At 41.1% G+C, this 15,922-nt stretch carries 16 protein-coding genes; 7 read left to right on the top strand and 9 right to left on the bottom strand.

Going from position 1 to position 15,922, the window contains the following annotated elements:
• Positions 1 to 121: 121 nt before the first annotated feature.
• From H8S90_RS09460 to H8S90_RS09470, 3 genes are all read left to right on the top strand, one after another.
• Entirely contained in the window at positions 122 to 1,558 is a 1,437-nt protein-coding gene (locus H8S90_RS09460) for a mannitol dehydrogenase family protein (RefSeq protein ID WP_187342307.1), read from the top strand.
• Between the two features lie 33 nt (positions 1,559 to 1,591).
• Positions 1,592 to 2,914 carry an MFS transporter gene (locus H8S90_RS09465; RefSeq protein WP_187342308.1) on the top strand — a complete coding sequence of 441 codons (1,323 nt, stop codon included), beginning with the start codon at positions 1,592 to 1,594 and terminating at the stop codon, positions 2,912 to 2,914.
• A 139-nt stretch (positions 2,915 to 3,053) separates the two neighbouring features.
• Positions 3,054 to 4,895 carry a carbon starvation protein A gene (locus H8S90_RS09470; RefSeq protein WP_187342309.1) on the top strand — a complete coding sequence of 614 codons (1,842 nt, stop codon included), beginning with the start codon at positions 3,054 to 3,056 and terminating at the stop codon, positions 4,893 to 4,895.
• A 63-nt stretch (positions 4,896 to 4,958) separates the two neighbouring features.
• Here the strand turns inward: H8S90_RS09470 and H8S90_RS09475 are convergent, their stop codons facing one another.
• The 8 genes from H8S90_RS09475 to H8S90_RS09510 all read right to left on the bottom strand — a co-directional run bounded on the left by H8S90_RS09475 (position 4,959) and on the right by H8S90_RS09510 (position 11,474).
• Positions 4,959 to 5,525, bottom strand: coding sequence for a DUF4256 domain-containing protein (locus H8S90_RS09475; RefSeq protein WP_187342310.1), 567 nt, complete (start codon positions 5,523 to 5,525; stop codon positions 4,959 to 4,961).
• Between the two features lie 4 nt (positions 5,526 to 5,529).
• A complete protein-coding gene (locus tag H8S90_RS09480; RefSeq protein ID WP_187342311.1) occupies positions 5,530 to 5,916 on the bottom strand; it encodes a DoxX family protein in 387 nt (128 codons plus the stop codon).
• Between the two features lie 24 nt (positions 5,917 to 5,940).
• On the bottom strand, positions 5,941 to 7,188 hold the full coding sequence (locus H8S90_RS09485) for an RNA polymerase sigma factor (protein ID WP_222852269.1): 1,248 nt from the start codon (positions 7,186 to 7,188) through the stop codon (positions 5,941 to 5,943).
• Positions 7,189 to 7,242: 54 nt separating this feature from the next.
• Entirely contained in the window at positions 7,243 to 7,578 is a 336-nt protein-coding gene (locus tag H8S90_RS09490; RefSeq protein ID WP_255501883.1) for a YciI family protein, read from the bottom strand.
• 165 nt (positions 7,579 to 7,743) lie between these two features.
• The gene (gene katG / locus H8S90_RS09495; protein ID WP_187342313.1) at positions 7,744 to 10,014 is read right to left on the bottom strand and encodes a catalase/peroxidase HPI; all 2,271 of its coding nucleotides are present in this window, start codon (positions 10,012 to 10,014) and stop codon (positions 7,744 to 7,746) included.
• Positions 10,015 to 10,350: 336 nt separating this feature from the next.
• On the bottom strand, positions 10,351 to 10,545 hold the full coding sequence (locus H8S90_RS09500) for a TQO small subunit DoxA domain-containing protein (RefSeq protein ID WP_255501884.1): 195 nt from the start codon (positions 10,543 to 10,545) through the stop codon (positions 10,351 to 10,353).
• 52 nt (positions 10,546 to 10,597) lie between these two features.
• Positions 10,598 to 10,831, bottom strand: coding sequence for a cupin domain-containing protein (locus H8S90_RS09505; protein WP_255501885.1), 234 nt, complete (start codon positions 10,829 to 10,831; stop codon positions 10,598 to 10,600).
• A 196-nt stretch (positions 10,832 to 11,027) separates the two neighbouring features.
• A complete protein-coding gene (locus tag H8S90_RS09510) occupies positions 11,028 to 11,474 on the bottom strand; it encodes a hypothetical protein (RefSeq protein WP_187342315.1) in 447 nt (148 codons plus the stop codon).
• Between the two features lie 225 nt (positions 11,475 to 11,699).
• Here H8S90_RS09510 and H8S90_RS09515 point away from each other — a divergent pair, with 225 nt between their 5' ends.
• Genes H8S90_RS09515 through H8S90_RS09530 form a run of 4 tightly spaced genes read left to right on the top strand, consistent with a single transcriptional unit; the run spans position 11,700 to position 14,168 of the window.
• The gene (locus H8S90_RS09515; protein WP_187342316.1) at positions 11,700 to 12,536 is read left to right on the top strand and encodes an SDR family NAD(P)-dependent oxidoreductase; all 837 of its coding nucleotides are present in this window, start codon (positions 11,700 to 11,702) and stop codon (positions 12,534 to 12,536) included.
• Entirely contained in the window at positions 12,503 to 13,069 is a 567-nt protein-coding gene (locus tag H8S90_RS09520; RefSeq protein ID WP_187342317.1) for a nuclear transport factor 2 family protein, read from the top strand. Before H8S90_RS09515 ends, H8S90_RS09520 begins: the two co-directional genes overlap by 34 nt.
• Positions 13,002 to 13,235, top strand: a complete 234-nt coding sequence (locus H8S90_RS26415; RefSeq protein ID WP_187342318.1) for an Atu4866 domain-containing protein — start codon at positions 13,002 to 13,004, stop codon at positions 13,233 to 13,235. The genes H8S90_RS09520 and H8S90_RS26415 overlap by 68 nt, the downstream gene beginning before the upstream one ends.
• 18 nt (positions 13,236 to 13,253) lie before the next feature.
• Positions 13,254 to 14,168 (top strand): AraC family transcriptional regulator, encoded by a 915-nt coding sequence (locus H8S90_RS09530; protein WP_187342319.1) that lies wholly within the window; start codon positions 13,254 to 13,256, stop codon positions 14,166 to 14,168.
• Positions 14,169 to 14,319: 151 nt separating this feature from the next.
• Here the strand turns inward: H8S90_RS09530 and H8S90_RS09535 are convergent, their stop codons facing one another.
• A complete protein-coding gene (locus H8S90_RS09535) occupies positions 14,320 to 15,906 on the bottom strand; it encodes a hypothetical protein (protein ID WP_187342320.1) in 1,587 nt (528 codons plus the stop codon).
• Positions 15,907 to 15,922 lie beyond the last annotated feature (16 nt).

The raw sequence follows: 15,922 nt of genomic DNA on the forward strand, positions 1-15,922 counted from the left end.
TTTGGTAACGATCCCACAAGATTGGTAACGATCCCAAATCGTTTTTCTTTGGGATTATGCTTACTAATTTACAATTATTGATTTAATTTACCATCGTAAGCCAATTAAACATAACAATAAAATGAATATCATACCTTATAATTATGATCCCAATACGATCGAATCTGGCATATTGCATATTGGTGTTGGCAACTTCCATAGAGCACATCAGCAGTTTTATATCAATAGACTATTAGCAGATAAAGATCAACATGGGTGGGGAATATGTGGCGTATGCTTATTACCTTCAGATCAAAAAATAGTTGAAAATCTAAGGTCGCAGCATCTTGATTACACACTAACTGTTTTTGGTAGAGACGGCAACGATGAAATCTATAAAGTAGGTTCATTGCGAGAATTGCTCTGGGGTATAGAACAGCCGGCAGCAGTAACAAAGAAAATAGCGGAAAGGTCGATTAAAATCGTCACGCTTACTATTACAGAAGGGGGGTACAATCTAGATAAAGAGACCAATAAGTTTAACCTCGATGATGAAAAAATAAAGCATGATATAGAAAACCCAAGCCAACCTACAACTGTATTCGGTTTTATTGCAGAAGGACTTCGCAAACGTAAGGAAAATCGTGGTGGAGGTCTTACCATCTTATCGTGCGACAACTTACAGCATAACGGAAGTACAGCTAAAAAAGCCTTCCTATCCTTTATGGAAGCACAGGATAAAGAATTAGCCTCTTGGGTCGCAACGAATGTAACGTTCCCTAACAGTATGGTAGATCGTATAACACCTGCCACTACTCTTGAAGATATTAAAAGGCTTGATCAAATTAGTGGTTTCAATGATAAAGCTCCTGTTTATTGTGAGGACTTTTGTCAGTGGGTAATAGAAGACAACTTTATCGCTGGCAGACCTGCTTTAGAGAGGGTGGGTGTCGAGTTTACCAATGATGTAGCTGCCTACGAAAACATGAAACTAAGTCTTTTAAACGCGTCGCATATTTTATTATCTTATCCATCTTTCATTAAAGGATACCGTAAAGTAGATGAAGCGATGCAGGATGATACGATCTGCCGATACATTCGTGATTTTATGGATATTGATATAACGCCGTATGTACCGGCACCTGGCAACACAGACTTGGATCAGTATAAACAAACGCTTATGGAAAGATTTGGCAATCGGTCTGTAAGTGACCAAGTCAGTAGATTGTGTTTTGACGGTGTTTCAAAGTTTCCTGTATATATTATGCCAAACCTATCTAAAATGATTGACGATCAGAAAGACCTTAGCCGTGTTGCTTTTCTAATAGCTTCCTATAGACATTACCTAAAATATAAAGTAGATGAAAAGGGATTGTCCTATGAAATTGCAGAACCTTGGTTAACTGTAGACGATAAAAAATGCATTGCCAGTGACGAACCGATTGATTTCTTGGATTTATCTGCCTTCAAAAGTATTCATTTAAAAAGGGTTGAACCTTTCGTGCTTTTATATAGCACATTTGTAAATCGCATTAAAGATCAAGGTATAACATCAGTATTGATATCTGCTGTTCATTAAAACAGCTGTATACTTAAATTATTTGGTAAAATAATGGAATCAACATCACAAAAGGCGACCATATTACCCTTCCTTATCGTAACCTTTATATATTTTCTCGTAGGTTTCTTGACTACGGTGAACGAACAGTTACAGGCACCTCTACAGTTTACTTTTCTCGAGAACTCAGGCAGGCTCAAAAATACCTTCACCACATTAATTTCTTTCTTTTTCTTTTTAGGTTACTTAATAAATGGAACATTGGGAAGTAAATGGGTAAATGCCTTTGGTTATAAAAAGACCATATTACGGGGTTTGTTATTCATGATTTTTGGCTTGTGTACGTATTTGTTATCTTCCCTTGTGGGATATAAGTACCCAAATGTGAGTTTACAGTATGGCGATGCTACTATTCCTTCTGGGTTTTTTATTTTCCTATTGGGGTCTTATTTAATGGGAACATCTGCAGCTATTATTCAGGTGGTTGTTAATCCTTATGTGGCGTCTTACCATCTGCCCGGAACCCAGCCTGTGCAGCGCTTAAATATTACAACTGCTGTTAACTCTGTAGGAACAACATCTGCTCCTTTTTTTGTTACGGCGATCATATTTAGTGGTATATCCATAGAACAAATACAGGTTCGGCAACTGATTATTCCTTTTATTTTTATTATCGGCTGTATAGGTATCGTATTTCTGATGACCAAGAGGGTTCATTTACCTGATATCGCCCATACCCGGGCGGCTGTAGGGGAGAAGTTGGAAAGAAGTATCTGGTCTTTTCGGCATTTCGCACTGGGAGTTCTTGCCATATTCTTTTATGTGGGGACTGAAGTGGCCATAGGGGCCAATATTAATCTGCATGCTTTCGAACTTATGCGTTCCGGTCATCCGATAACGTTTTTTGGGAGAACGGACATGGTATTTGGCGGGTTGGATTTGGGAATACATGCGTTGCTTTCCACCTTATATTGGGGTGGGTTTCTTGTGGGGCGGTCTATATCCAGTTTTTTCAGTAATATTTCAGCAAGAACACAACTCACTACCACAACGGTATTGGCAACCATACTCGCCCTTGTGAGTATGATAACACAAAATTTATGGTTTTTGGTCGCTATCGGTCTTTTACATTCATCGATGTGGAGCTGCATTTATTCGCTGGCAATTAAAGGGCTTAATAAATACACCTCAAAAGCCTCTGGTGTGTTTATATCGGCTGTTTTCGGAGGAGCAGTGTTCACCCTAGTACAAGGAGGGTTAGCCGATATACTGGGGTCTTGGCGATGGACTTGGACTTTAACTGTTGTATGTGAACTTTTGATGCTTTATTACGCTCGAATAGGGTCTCGTGTAAAAGAAAAAGATATTGTGAATTAGCGTTTAAAAAATGGGAGCCGGCCGCCAGCCGTTATTAGTCGCGATAAGACTATAGGATTATGAAATAGGGAGGAAGTATCGCGATAAATTTTATATTTGTGAAATACCAAGTATTGTAAACACTTACTATGATAGTTCAATGGAATTTTTAAACGGTATCAACGCCCTCACTTTAGTCTTTACGTCTATATTGATTTTTGCGATAGCCTATCGTTTCTACGGTATTTATCTTGCAAATAAAACCTTGAGATTAAGCAATAATCACGTTACTCCAGCGGTGGAGTTCGCAGATGGGAAGGACTATGTGGCTACAAATAGGAATGTGCTTTTTGGGCACCACTTTGCCGCCATTGCGGCTGCTGGCCCCTTGGTTGGCCCTGTACTTGCTGCACAGTTCGGTTATCTGCCAGGAACCTTGTGGATACTAATCGGTTGCGTGCTGGGAGGTGGGGTACACGATATGGTTGTGCTTTTTGCATCGGTACGGCACAAAGGGCAAAGTTTGGCTACTATTGCTTCAAAGGAAATTGGCACTTTGACGGGAACGGTGGCCGGTTTTGCCATCTTGTTTATTCTGATCTTAACACTCGCAGGCCTTTCCTTGGCTTGTATCAACGCTATGCATGAAGCGTCCTGGTCGCTCTTTACTGTGCTAATTACTATGCCAATCGCTATCTTGATGGGTTTGATTATGAGGTATCGGGCCAATAGTGTGCTTTTTGCCAGCATCCTAGGCGGGGTGCTGCTCATTGCCGGAATCATTGGAGGTCACAGTCTGATGCAGTACGAGGTGATCGATAAGTTGTTCAGTTGGGATATCAAAACCATCTCCGTAGCTATACCACTTTACGGGTTTCTGGCCTCTGTACTTCCGGTATGGCTGCTGCTTGTTCCGCGCGATTACCTTTCTACCTACCTCAAAATAGGTACGATCGTGATGCTGGCCATTGGTGTTGTTTTCATTCATCCCACGCTGCAGATGCCTGCAATGACTTCTTTTATCCACGGTGGAGGACCGGTAATAGGCGGACCTGTGCTGCCGTTTATCTTTATCGTCATTGCTTGCGGGGCTATTTCTGGGTTCCATGCGGTGATTGCCACAGGGACGACACCAAAAATGATCGCCAATGAGCGTGAGATTCTCTTTGTAGGTTATGGCGCTATGTTGGTGGAAGGCTTCGTGGCCTTGATGGCATTGATTGCTGCCTGTACCTTAATGCCGGGTGACTATTTTGCCATCAATACGCCTAAGGAAGGTTACGATGCTTTTTTGGCCGCTCACCCGTCTCTACATGCAGTTGAAATTGATTATTTCTCAGAGAAGGTGGGGATTGATCTTCACGGTCGGACGGGCGGAGCAGTTTCCCTTGCTGTAGGGATGGCACATATCTTTAATAAAATTCCTGGCATGGATACGCTCATGGCATATTGGTACAATTTTGCGATTATGTTTGAAGCAGTTTTTATCCTCACCGCTATCGATGCTGGTACCCGTGTTGGTCGTTTCTTCCTACAGGAGATGCTCGGAACCGTGTTACCTAAATTCAATGATCAAAAGTGGACACCGGGAGTTATTATCAGCAGCTTGCTCTTTACTTTCGCCTGGGGTTATTTGGTCTTTACTGGAAATGTAAGTAGCATCTGGCCACTTTTTGGTATCAGTAACCAACTACTTGCAGCATGTGGATTAATCGTTTGTACCACAATGTTGATCCGTTTAAATCGAGGGAAGCACGCCTTATGTGCCGCAATACCAGGTGTATTCATGGCCTTTATAACCTTTTGGGCCGGGTATATTCAAGTAACAACCATGTATCTTCCGGAGGGCGAATTTTTGCTGGCCATTCTGGCTATAGTTGCAATGATATTGATGTTAATCGTATTTGTTGGCGCATTCCGGAAATGGTATCAATTGCTCAAAATGAACAGCCAAGAGGTCGATTTTTACGGAGAAAACGTAAAGGAGCTTGTAGAACGATAAACAGTTTTTTGTCTTACGTTCTACGTCACATCTACCTAGATTTTATGGCTTTTGGTGTGGAGTTTAAACTCTTAGCGAACCACGGAATCCTCTAGCGCCATAATAAGAGTCCGCGCCATTGTGGTATACAAAGACGCGGCCGAAGCGCGAATCACCAAAGATAGCACCCCCAAGTTTTCTTACATCATCAGGCGTTTCTATCCAGCTAGATGTTTTCGTATCAAATTCCCCTAGTTGCTGCAACTCCTGATATTGCTCTTCCGTTAACAGCTCAATACCCATTTCCGCTGCCATATCCTTAGCGGTATTAGCCGGTTTATGCGTTTTCCTTGCTTCTAGCGCCTTGCGGTCGTAACAAATGCTTCTACGGCCTTTAGGGCTTTCTGCTGCACAATCATAAAACAGGTATTCATCCGTCTTTTTATCATAACTAACAACATCTGGTTCACCACCAGTTCTCTCCATGAAATGGAGAGAACATAGCTTGTCAGTATTAGTTTCTAGCTTTGCTTGCACGTTAGTCCATTCAATATTTTTATGACGATCCCTGTTTTTTTCAAAACGTTCTTTCAATGTGCTGAGTAATTCTTCGGCTTGTTCCGATGACAATTCCTTTTTTTTGCTATTCATTTATCTATTTATTGATTAAAGAGACGATTTTTCTATTTGCAGGTCTGAAATACCATGATACTATCGTCAGGATTAGTAATAACAACGGTGGAAATAGTTCATTCACCGAATCACCCGATGCGATATGTGAAAATATCGCTCCAGACATGGCAAAGAAAAAGCCTGCATAAGCCCATTCTTTTAGTAAAGCAAAGTTAGGAATAAGTACGGTTACGACTCCCAACAGTTTCCAGATACCGAGTATGGTTAAGAAATAGATGGGGTAGCCTAATTTTGTTGTAACCTCTACCTCTTCTTCCATTTTAATTAATTGCACGATTCCAGTTGAAAGCATTCCCAATGCAAGCCAAATGGTAGCAATCCAATAGATAATTTTATCCCGTTTTTTCATAATGTGTTATTTTTATACGCAGCTCTATTTCTCCGTATCAATTACCTGCATTCGTCTTGTAATGATTTTCCTTTCCGTATCGGTTTTTGCAAGTGCAAATGCCCGTCGAAAACTTTCGGTTGCTTTGTTATCGTCTATCTCTTTGTATAATTCGCCGAGCAAAACAAAGTAGAAATGATTATTTGTCAGTTTTAATTTCTCTGCTTCCTTCAATGCCTTCTCTTTTCCATCGGCTTTATATAAAGCATAAGTACGGTTGAGCGCAACAGCAGGAGAGTAGTTTACCAAAAGCAACTGATTATATAATTGCAAAATTTCTTCCCATTTTTCTTTTGTATCAGCTTTGGAACAGTGGCTATGGGCAATTTTAGCTTCAAGGTGGTAAGAAGTGATTTCATTCCCTGTTGCCGATCGGCTAAGGAAATACATCCCTTGATTGATAAGCTCCTTATTCCAGCTATTTTCATCTTGATTTTCATATAGCACAAAATCATCTTCACTGCTTTGCCGTGCATCGAACCTCGACGCATGAAAGCACATCAATGCCATGAGCGCATTTGTTTTAGGGTTATTTGTACTTTCGTTTTCGATAAGCATAACGCCCAATCGCATAGCTTCACGGCATAATTCTTTCTGTAATAGCTGATTTTGAGTTTTGGAATAGTATCCTTCGTTGAAAAGCAGGTAAATAATGTGCAGAGCATTATCAAGGCGATTGCTGACTTCACTATCGGCGGGAAATTCCATTTTAATTTTTTCCGTCCGCAATCTTTCTTTTGCTCTGAACAACCTTTTATTGATCGTTTCTTTATTGGTGAGAAACGCTTCCGCAATTTCTTCAATACCAAAACCGCATAGTACACGCAACGCCAAACCTATTTGTGCTTCACTTGCAATGGCCGGATTACAAATGGCAAAGAGCATTTGCAGCTGGCTGTCTTTTATATGCTGCGTTGAAAAATTTACTTCGGCAATTTCTTCTGCTATTTCCTGACCGGTTTGTAATTGTGGAATCACTTTATCGTTTAAGATTCTGTTTCTGCGGAAATGGTAATTTGTTTTTTGCTTGGCAACGGTATAGAGCCATGCGGCAGGGTTGGGTGGTATTCCTTTCTGCTTCCATGATTCTGTTGCCACTAAAAATGTCTCACTTACGATATCTTCGGCTAATTCGATGTACTGTAGGCCGTAGCCCTTACTGATAACAGCAACCATTTTAGAAAATTCCTGTCGGAACAAGTTGGAAATAATTCCGGTTTCTTTGTTCATCATTAATTACGGAAACCCACGGTCTTGCTAGACGGTGGGTTTTTGATTGATATTTAATTAGGGCTGCACATAAACTGGTCTGATTTCAACACTGCCTCCCTGATCAATGGCTGGGCAGCCGTGAGCTAGTGTTGTGGCTTCATCCAAACTATCAGCTTTAATTCTTAAAAAGCCACCAAGAATCTCACGGACTTCCACAAAAGGACCGTCAGTAACGACGCCGCTCTTCTTCAGTACTTTGCCTGTGGGCTCCAGCCTTGGTCCTGTGCTTACTACTTTTCCCTGTGCTGCAATACCGCCGACCCAATCTCCCCATTTTTTACCGAGTTTCTCCCATTCTTCAGGAGTAACCTCACTATCATCAACATCGTTGGGCATGCGAAAAAGTAACATGAATTCTTTCATTGTTTTTGATTTTAATTATTGAATCTATGAGTGATACTATAATAATGATTGAATAATACATAATTGGACAGGTTTGGAGAAATATTTTTTTCAATGAAAAAGGCGATGGGAAACCAGCGCCTTTTTATTATCTATGGTTAATATTAACAACTATTATACAAGGTCAAACCTATCCGCGTCCATCACCTTGGTCCATGCAGCTACAAAGTCTTTCACAAATTTATCCTTCGCATCGGTACTTCCATATACTTCAGCAATAGCTCTCAGTTCAGCGTTTGAACCAAATACCAAATCGGCGCGGGTGGCTGTCCATTTAGGTTGCCCTGTCGCTCTATCATGGCCCTGGTACAGCTCGTTATCTTCAGAAGCTGCTTTCCATGCAGTGCTCATATCGAGCAGGTTAACAAAAAAATCGTTCGTTAATGTTCCGGGAGTTTTTGTGAAAATGCCATGAGCAGAACCATCAAAATTTGTATCCAGTACGCGCATGCCACCTACCAGCACCGTAAGCTCAGGAGCGGAGAGCCCTAGCAGTTGTGCTTTGTCAACCAGTAGTGCTTCTGTAGATGCGGGGAACCCCTTCTTGCGATAGTTTCGGAAACCATCTGCTATGGGCACTAGGAAGCCAATAGAGTCTACATCTGTTTGTTCCTGAGAAGCATCCATTCTGCCCGGTGTAAATGGAACAGTAATATTGTGCCCGGCATTTTGGGCAGCTTTTTCAATCGCAGCAGAACCAGCCAATATAATTAAATCAGCCAGAGAGACTTTTTTATCTCCAGTTTGCGTTGCATTAAATTCCTGCTGAATACTTTTCAGTGCATCCAATACTTTGGCGAGCTGAGCAGGATTATTCACCTCCCAATCTTTTTGAGGCGCAAGGCGAATGCGTGCACCATTAGCACCACCACGTTTATCCGATGCTCGGAAGGTAGAAGCAGAGGCCCAGGCTGTAGATACCAACGCCGATGAGTCTAAGCCTGCACCAAGGATTTTTGCTTTCAGTGCCGCAATATCATTAGCATCTACTAGTAGATGATCAACAGCAGGGATAGGGTCTTGCCAAATCAGTTCTTCTTCAGGTACGTCCGGACCGAGATAGCGACTGCGAGGCCCCATGTCACGATGCGTAAGTTTAAACCATGCACGGGCAAATGCGTCGGCAAATGCTTCCGGATTTTCGAGAAAATGCCTTGATATCTTTTCAAATCCGGGGTCAAGTCGTAAAGAAAGATCGGTGGTGAGCATCGTAGGCGCATGCCTTTTTGAAGCATCAAATGCATCGGGGATAATATCACCTGCATTTTTTGCCACCCATTGATGTGCACCAGCAGGGCTTTTAGTTAATTCCCATTCAAAACCAAATAGGTTTTCGAAAAAATTATTGCTCCACTGAGTAGGTGTTTTGGTCCATATAACCTCCAGACCACTGGTAATGGTATCTGCCCCCTTACCTGTGCCGTAACTGCTACTCCAGCCGAGCCCTTGCAATTCTATTTCTGCAGCTTCGGGCTCTTTTCCCACATGTGTTGCAGGCGCGGCACCGTGTGTTTTACCAAAGCTGTGCCCACCTGCAATCAGCGCAACCGTTTCTTCGTCGTCCATTGCCATACGACCGAAGGTATCACGGATGTCTTTAGCGGCTGCAATGGGATCGGGGTTGCCGTCTGGACCTTCCGGGTTTACGTAGATCAATCCCATCTGTACGGCAGCAAGGGGTTTTTCTAGATTGCGAGAGTGTATATCACCATCTGCATCGTCGTCTGATACAAGCACACCGTGATCTTCCTCTACACCTTCAGAGCCATGGGCATAACGCACGTCGCCTCCCAACCATGTAGTTTCAGCACCCCAATACACATCCTCTTCAGGTTCCCACGTATCTTCGCGTCCGCCGGCAAATCCAAATGTTTTAAAACCCATTGATTCAAGCGCTATATTACCTGCAAGGATTAGCAGGTCGGCCCACGAAATCTTACGGCCATATTTCTGTTTGATAGGCCAAAGTAACCTGCGCGCTTTATCAAGACTTACATTGTCGGGCCAACTATTTAGGGGTGCAAAGCGTTGCTGTCCTGCTCCGGCACCACCACGTCCATCACCTACGCGATAGGTGCCAGCACTATGCCACGCCATACGTATAAACAACGGGCCATAGTGACCAAAATCTGCCGGCCACCAGTCCTGTGAGTCTGTCATAAGCGTATGAAGGTCTTGTTTTACAGCTTCGAGATCCAGGCTTTTAAACGCTTCTGCATAGTTAAACTCCTCGTCCATCGGATTAGATAGAGCAGAGTGTTGACGTAGAATGCTTAATTTTAATTGATTAGGCCACCAGTCTTGATTTCTGGTACCACTACCACCAACACCTTGCTTTGGTTGTGTGCCATGAAATGGACATTTATTGATGTCTTTTGATTCCATTTTAAAAAATTTGTGTTGAGAATGAATATGTTCCTAAACGCCGCTTGACAAAACAAGCAGGCTAGAGGTACTGTTTTAATACTGACTAATTTATGTTTATACTGACTAATTTATAAAATTTGGTTAAACAATCAAAATCTAATAGGTTGATATTTCAATAGAGTAGACCCTCGCTGCTGATAGCACATTCAGCATCATTCGTTTTTTTGAGCTTATACCATTCCTTATAATAGAAACACCTTTTTGCTTCAAAATACCGGATATACAGACCGTCATGTACTAGATACAGTCTTTCTATCTATCTGATTTCAATAGGCCATGTTATTCCACTGATGTCTATATAGGTTTCGTCTTTTCTAAGAGAATGTCTCCCATTCGCATGATTAAGTCTGCTTTGGCTCCCAAGGGTATCACTAAACTGTGTTTTCCCGGTTTTATTTTAGCAACGTAATGGTTATAAATATGCTCCTTTGAAAATTTTGAAAGGTCAGCTCCATTTAGCATTTTTAAAATTACGCCCTTTTCGTTCAAAATTTGTATTCCGATAAGAAATGAACCGTAGACATCAACATCTTCTGTTCTGTCATTGTTCTTCTTCCATATAGTGCGTTTCTATGTTAGCACGCTCTACAGTGAGGTTGACGCTTCGATCGCCTTTTGGCTTCGTGCGATGTGGAACATTCCGAGGGATGGTGATCGAACTGCCAGGCGTTAGTTCGTATCTCTCTTGGTAAGTTTCAATAATTACTATTCCTTCCATGCCAATGAAGGTTTCGTCGGAGTTAGGATGCAGATGCCATGGGTATGCACTTGTCATAACACTCATCCTGACGACATGGTCGTTAACCTGACTGATGATCGTATTAAAATAAGGCTTCCTGTTCGACTCAGCCAGTAATTTAAAGTTAATTTTTTCCATACTTTTTTGTTAATGCAACGGCTCGCTATTATGCGTGTGGTTTTAAGAAATCTAAAAATAAACGGTTCTGATGACATAATGAATAGATAATTTTTCATAGTTTCTCCATTATCCTGATGTAGTGACAGTATGCATTCCAACTGGTGCTATAGTGTTCTTCTAAGTACCACTCCAATCGTATTTTCGTAATGGTTTGATTGTCGAACTTTTCACCGTACAAAGCCATGCTTTGATCACTTTGTTCGGCCAACCATTGCGAAAAGTCTTTCTCCGATTCGAATGTTGCCACAATCGGGAAAGGCCCTCGACCGTCATATACGGTGCCTAGGGTAAATTGCCCGTCGTTGAGATACAGTCCCATACCACAATAATCCCTATGTGCGAAATAAAGTCCTCCGCTTTCGTTAGGGCTTCGTGTTAATTTTGCGGCTACCCGATAGGCTAGACCTTTACCAAATGCCCGGCTGTCTAACATATGATACCTTTCCAATTCTTTTTCAGAGAGGGTTTTTAGCGATATTTTAGGAATATATAGTTTCATTGTGTCGATTATGAAAAAATCACATTTGCTATTCTTAGGATCAGACAAATTTATAGTGTTTTCTTCAGTATTGTTGATTATTGCGATATTTAAAAGACTCGTCAAGTAAGATCATTTGGCGATTACTTGCACGATATAACTACAACAATCTCCGATATAGCTACATTCATCTTGTTTGGAGTAGCCACCTTTGTATTAGTATTTACATAATAAAAATTTATGACTATGAACACAAAAAAAGTATGGTTTGTAACCGGTGCATCCAAAGGTTTAGGATTGACATTGGTTAAAGCATTATTGGCCCGGGATTATCAAGTCGTCGCCACGTCTAGGAAACGGCAATCGCTTATCGATGCCATCGGCAATAGTGGTAATTTTTTAGCCCTTGAAATGGATCTCACTAACAATGATGATGTTGTAAAAAAGATAGAAACAGCAGTTAACCATTTTGGACGAATAGATGTTGTAGTGAACAATGCAGGGTACAGCCAGATTGGTACATTAGAAGAACTTTCTGATGCAGAAGTAAAAAGAAACTTCGAAGTGAATGTATTTGGGGCTTTAAATGTGATTCGAAATGCTGCTAAATATCTCCGTAAGCAACAATCAGGACACATTTTTAACATCGCGTCTATTGGTGGCTTTGCGGGGAATTTCCCAGGGTTCGGAATCTATTGTTCCACAAAATTTGCTGTAGCCGGTTTTACGGAAGCGCTTGCTGTAGAAATAAAACCCTTCGGAGTAAATACGACCTTGGTTTACCCGGGATATTTTAGAACGGATTTTTTGTCGAAAGGTTCAGTACAGACGCCCGCAACTCCAATTGAAGCGTATGCCACAGCCCGGGAAGTAGAAGCTGCGCACCTGAATGAGATCGATGGTAATCAACCGAATGATCCGGAAAAAGCAGCGGAAGTGCTGATTGCGGTCACTGAAGAAAATAATCCACCGGTACACTTATTCCTGGGTGAAGACGCCTATGATATGGTGTTTAACAAGATAAAAATCATCACTGATACGGTCGAATTATGGAAAAAATACACGTTATCAACAGCCTATTGATTCTATTAATAAGCGTAGGGCATACGAGTAGCTATGCGCAGTCTTCAAGTATGGATGCTTCCAAAAAAGCACTGATAGCCCATCAGTTTGAACAATGGCAACAAGGTAGTGCTAACTTCTTTGATATTTTGGCAGAGGATGTTGTTTGGATCGTTGCCGGACATTCGCCCGTATCCGGCGTTTATCATGGAAAAAAAGCGTTTATGGAACAATCGGTTTTGCCTATCACATCGCAATTAAAAACTCGAATAGAACCCACTTTAGTCAGTTTAACGGCAGACGAAAGTTACGTATGGTTACATTGGAAAGGAACTGCTACCGCAGTAGATGGACGTGATTATAGGAACAATTATTGCTGGAAACTAGAAGTAAAAGATGGGCTTATCACTAGTGCGATAGCGTTTTTAGATACCTATGAGTTAACCCTCTTAATGAATAAGAAACAAAATGCAATGAACAGCGCAATTGAAGAAACCAAAGAATATATGGGTAACCGAAAACGGGTATATCGGCCACGAGCTACGGTCAAATAATCGTTACGATGAAACCAGAGGTGAACGTGAGCAAGTCTACCAAGGCAGCTATAAAACTACAGGAAACCATATTGACTATAGAGACGACACAGGATTTATCGCTGACGGTGAATTTAAAGATGGTATTTTCCATCACGCTGGTATAATTTTGTATAAAGAAAAGTAATACCCTAAATTGCTAAACATGAATCAAACATTCCGCTTTAATTCGATTAATGAATTCCATGCTTTCTGTAATCTATCTAAGCCAGAACACCCATTAATCAGTTTGATAGATTACAGTAAGGTATGTTATCCTGTAGACGATAGCGAAATTAAATGGATACAAAACTTTTATTCCATTGGATTAAAGCGGAATGTTAACGCAAAGTTCAATTACGGGCAGCAACAATATGATTTTGATTCTGGTGTACTCTGCTTTGTTTCTCCGCAACAGTTTTTGCGGCTCGAAATCAATCAAGATGTAATAGTAGAACCAACGGGCTGGCTATTGCTTATCCATCCCGATTTTATTTGGAACACACCGCTGGCTACAAAAATCAAAAACTATGACTTTTTTCAATATGCTGTGAACGAAGCATTATTTCTCTCAGAAAAAGAGGAGGAGATTATAGTTGAAATTCTTCAGAAAATAGTACGCGAATACCAATCGAATATGGATAAATTTAGCCAAGATCTCATTGTTGCCCAGCTTGAAACATTGCTGATTTATGCAGAACGTTTTTATGAGCGTCAATTTTTGACCAGAAGAAAGTCTAACCATAGCATTTTAACGCGTTTTGAACAAGTACTGTCAGACTATTTTCAGAAAGAAAAACCGATGATAGACGGGATGCCGACAGTTGGAAAAATCGCCGGAGAATTGAATATTTCTCCAAACTATCTAGGTACTTTATTACGTGTATCAACCGGGCTTAACACACAACAACACATTCAGAACAAGATGATTGAAAAAGCGAAAGAAAAACTAAGTACTACCGACCTATCGGTTAGTGAAATTGCTTACGACCTAGGATTTGAACACGCACAATCTTTCAGCAAGTTATTCAAAAACAAAACGGATCTATCTCCCATCGCATTTCGCAAATTATTTAACTAAAAAATTTTAATTGCTATGCTTGTAAAATGTTAATTACCATATACTTTAGGTGTTAATAAGAATAGGTGTATTCCGAAAACACCCTATTAATGTAGGTGATTTTAGTGTTAATATCCGCTGGCATGTGGTTTAATTTTTATTTTATCGATAATTATTCGTAGCCATGATAGAGGTATAGAGCACCGTAGGTCCAATTTGGCTCTTGCATTTCAGGATAATTGACGCGATCCATCATTAAAGCGATGTATTTGAATGGGTATCCGTTGGGCATCTGGACGACATTTGGCCAAACCCTAGTGCCTGCCTGCTCATCCCATGGCGGTAAATCCATTTTCAGTGTTCCCGCTTCCTTAAGATCAGGATAAGTATAGATATAAATTTGTTTGTCAGAGCTGCCCGAGAAACAGTAGCGTTTATCTCCTATCATTTGCAATGAAGTCCCTGTTGAATTATGTGTTACCGGACCGGCAATTTGCCTGTAATTTTTATTCCAATAACGAGATTCCAACATGATGGCCTTGTATCCATTTTGATTTTTGCAGGCAACCATTCGCCATTTTTTATCATGAGCATCATACAAAATATGTGGATCTTCAATATCCCCAGTTATATTAAACGGCTTTGCATTCATAATAGAGAACCCAAACCTGGGATCGGTTTCGCTTTCTACAAGAAGTAATTGCTTTTCTTCCTTTTCGGGATTTGCAAACGCGCTGAACCCGGTTGTTACACCTCGCCAAACTTTGTCATTTCTATCAAAAAAAATATGAGATGCGATTTCATTTCGCAGTAGACTGTCTTGGCGATCAAACACAATAATTCCTTCCAATTTGATGTCAAAAACACTTGGATTCATACTGAAAACCCCCTGAAGATGGTGAGGTAGCGCCCGCCCGCGAATCGACATCGTGTACCAAATCTTCCCGTTATCGAGTAGAGGTTCTCCATTTTCATAGGTTATTGGTCTGATGTCTGCCAACCCGACACCTGTGGTGAGCGATATTTCAGCACGTTTAACTTTGATTGCTCCCCCTTTCAACTTGGCATATAAACGGGATTGGAATGAATGAATGTATTTTTTTTTTCTCAGGTCAATATATTTATTAAAATCCGCTTGGCCAATTACTTTTGGCAAGCCCTCATGCTTCGCGTATAATACCAGCCCGCTACCCAGCATTTGTAAGATGATGTTCCCTTTGGAAACTTTCTGTTCTTTAAGATTAGCCGTCGCAATTGACTCGTCGGTGATCAGATTCCCCTCCGCGTCAAAAACGCTCAATTGTAAACCAATGATCAGGCTATCCTTAAATTGTTCAACTATGACCATTCGTTCGGCATTAATGGGGCTGGTAAATTCAAAGCCAACTTCACCGTCCCCGACACCTGAATCTAAATTAAGGGTGTACGTTGCAAACGGATTGAAACCACCTAACCAAATTGCTGTTTGGCTTTCTCTTTCGGATTCAATAAGGAGTAATTCATTCTTTTCAAGGGTTATTTTTGCATGTTCTGAGGTATAGTGGGTAACCGGATGCATAACCGATAGTCCCACTATTGTTTTCGGATCTAAGGTCGATAGTTGAATCGACTGGTCATCGTCAAAAACCATCCGTTTTGTAGCCTGCCTGACAAACTTGATGGAATCGGGTGTAATTTGTGCCTGTGCGAACTGATTTAGCATGATTAATGCCAAACTAATTGCCGCATAATTGATGAATTTCATCTGGTATGATCTCATGACGAATGCTAATATA

The organism is Olivibacter sp. SDN3 (assembly GCF_014334135.1).
In the GTDB taxonomy this organism is placed as follows: Bacteria; Bacteroidota; Bacteroidia; order Sphingobacteriales; family Sphingobacteriaceae; genus Olivibacter.

Coding starts and splice junctions, on each gene's coding strand:
- H8S90_RS09460 (WP_187342307.1), top strand. CDS start 122: ATGAATATCATACCTTATAATTATGATCCCAATACGATCGAATCTGGC.
- H8S90_RS09465 (WP_187342308.1), top strand. CDS start 1,592: ATGGAATCAACATCACAAAAGGCGACCATATTACCCTTCCTTATCGTA.
- H8S90_RS09470 (WP_187342309.1), top strand. CDS start 3,054: ATGGAATTTTTAAACGGTATCAACGCCCTCACTTTAGTCTTTACGTCT.
- H8S90_RS09475 (WP_187342310.1), bottom strand. CDS start 5,525: ATGAATAGCAAAAAAAAGGAATTGTCATCGGAACAAGCCGAAGAATTA.
- H8S90_RS09480 (WP_187342311.1), bottom strand. CDS start 5,916: ATGAAAAAACGGGATAAAATTATCTATTGGATTGCTACCATTTGGCTT.
- H8S90_RS09485 (WP_222852269.1), bottom strand. CDS start 7,188: ATGATGAACAAAGAAACCGGAATTATTTCCAACTTGTTCCGACAGGAA.
- H8S90_RS09490 (WP_255501883.1), bottom strand. CDS start 7,578: ATGTTACTTTTTCGCATGCCCAACGATGTTGATGATAGTGAGGTTACT.
- katG (WP_187342313.1), bottom strand. CDS start 10,014: ATGGAATCAAAAGACATCAATAAATGTCCATTTCATGGCACACAACCA.
- H8S90_RS09505 (WP_255501885.1), bottom strand. CDS start 10,831: ATGACAAGTGCATACCCATGGCATCTGCATCCTAACTCCGACGAAACC.
- H8S90_RS09510 (WP_187342315.1), bottom strand. CDS start 11,474: ATGAAACTATATATTCCTAAAATATCGCTAAAAACCCTCTCTGAAAAA.
- H8S90_RS09515 (WP_187342316.1), top strand. CDS start 11,700: ATGAACACAAAAAAAGTATGGTTTGTAACCGGTGCATCCAAAGGTTTA.
- H8S90_RS09520 (WP_187342317.1), top strand. CDS start 12,503: ATGGAAAAAATACACGTTATCAACAGCCTATTGATTCTATTAATAAGC.
- H8S90_RS09530 (WP_187342319.1), top strand. CDS start 13,254: ATGAATCAAACATTCCGCTTTAATTCGATTAATGAATTCCATGCTTTC.
- H8S90_RS09535 (WP_187342320.1), bottom strand. CDS start 15,906: ATGAGATCATACCAGATGAAATTCATCAATTATGCGGCAATTAGTTTG.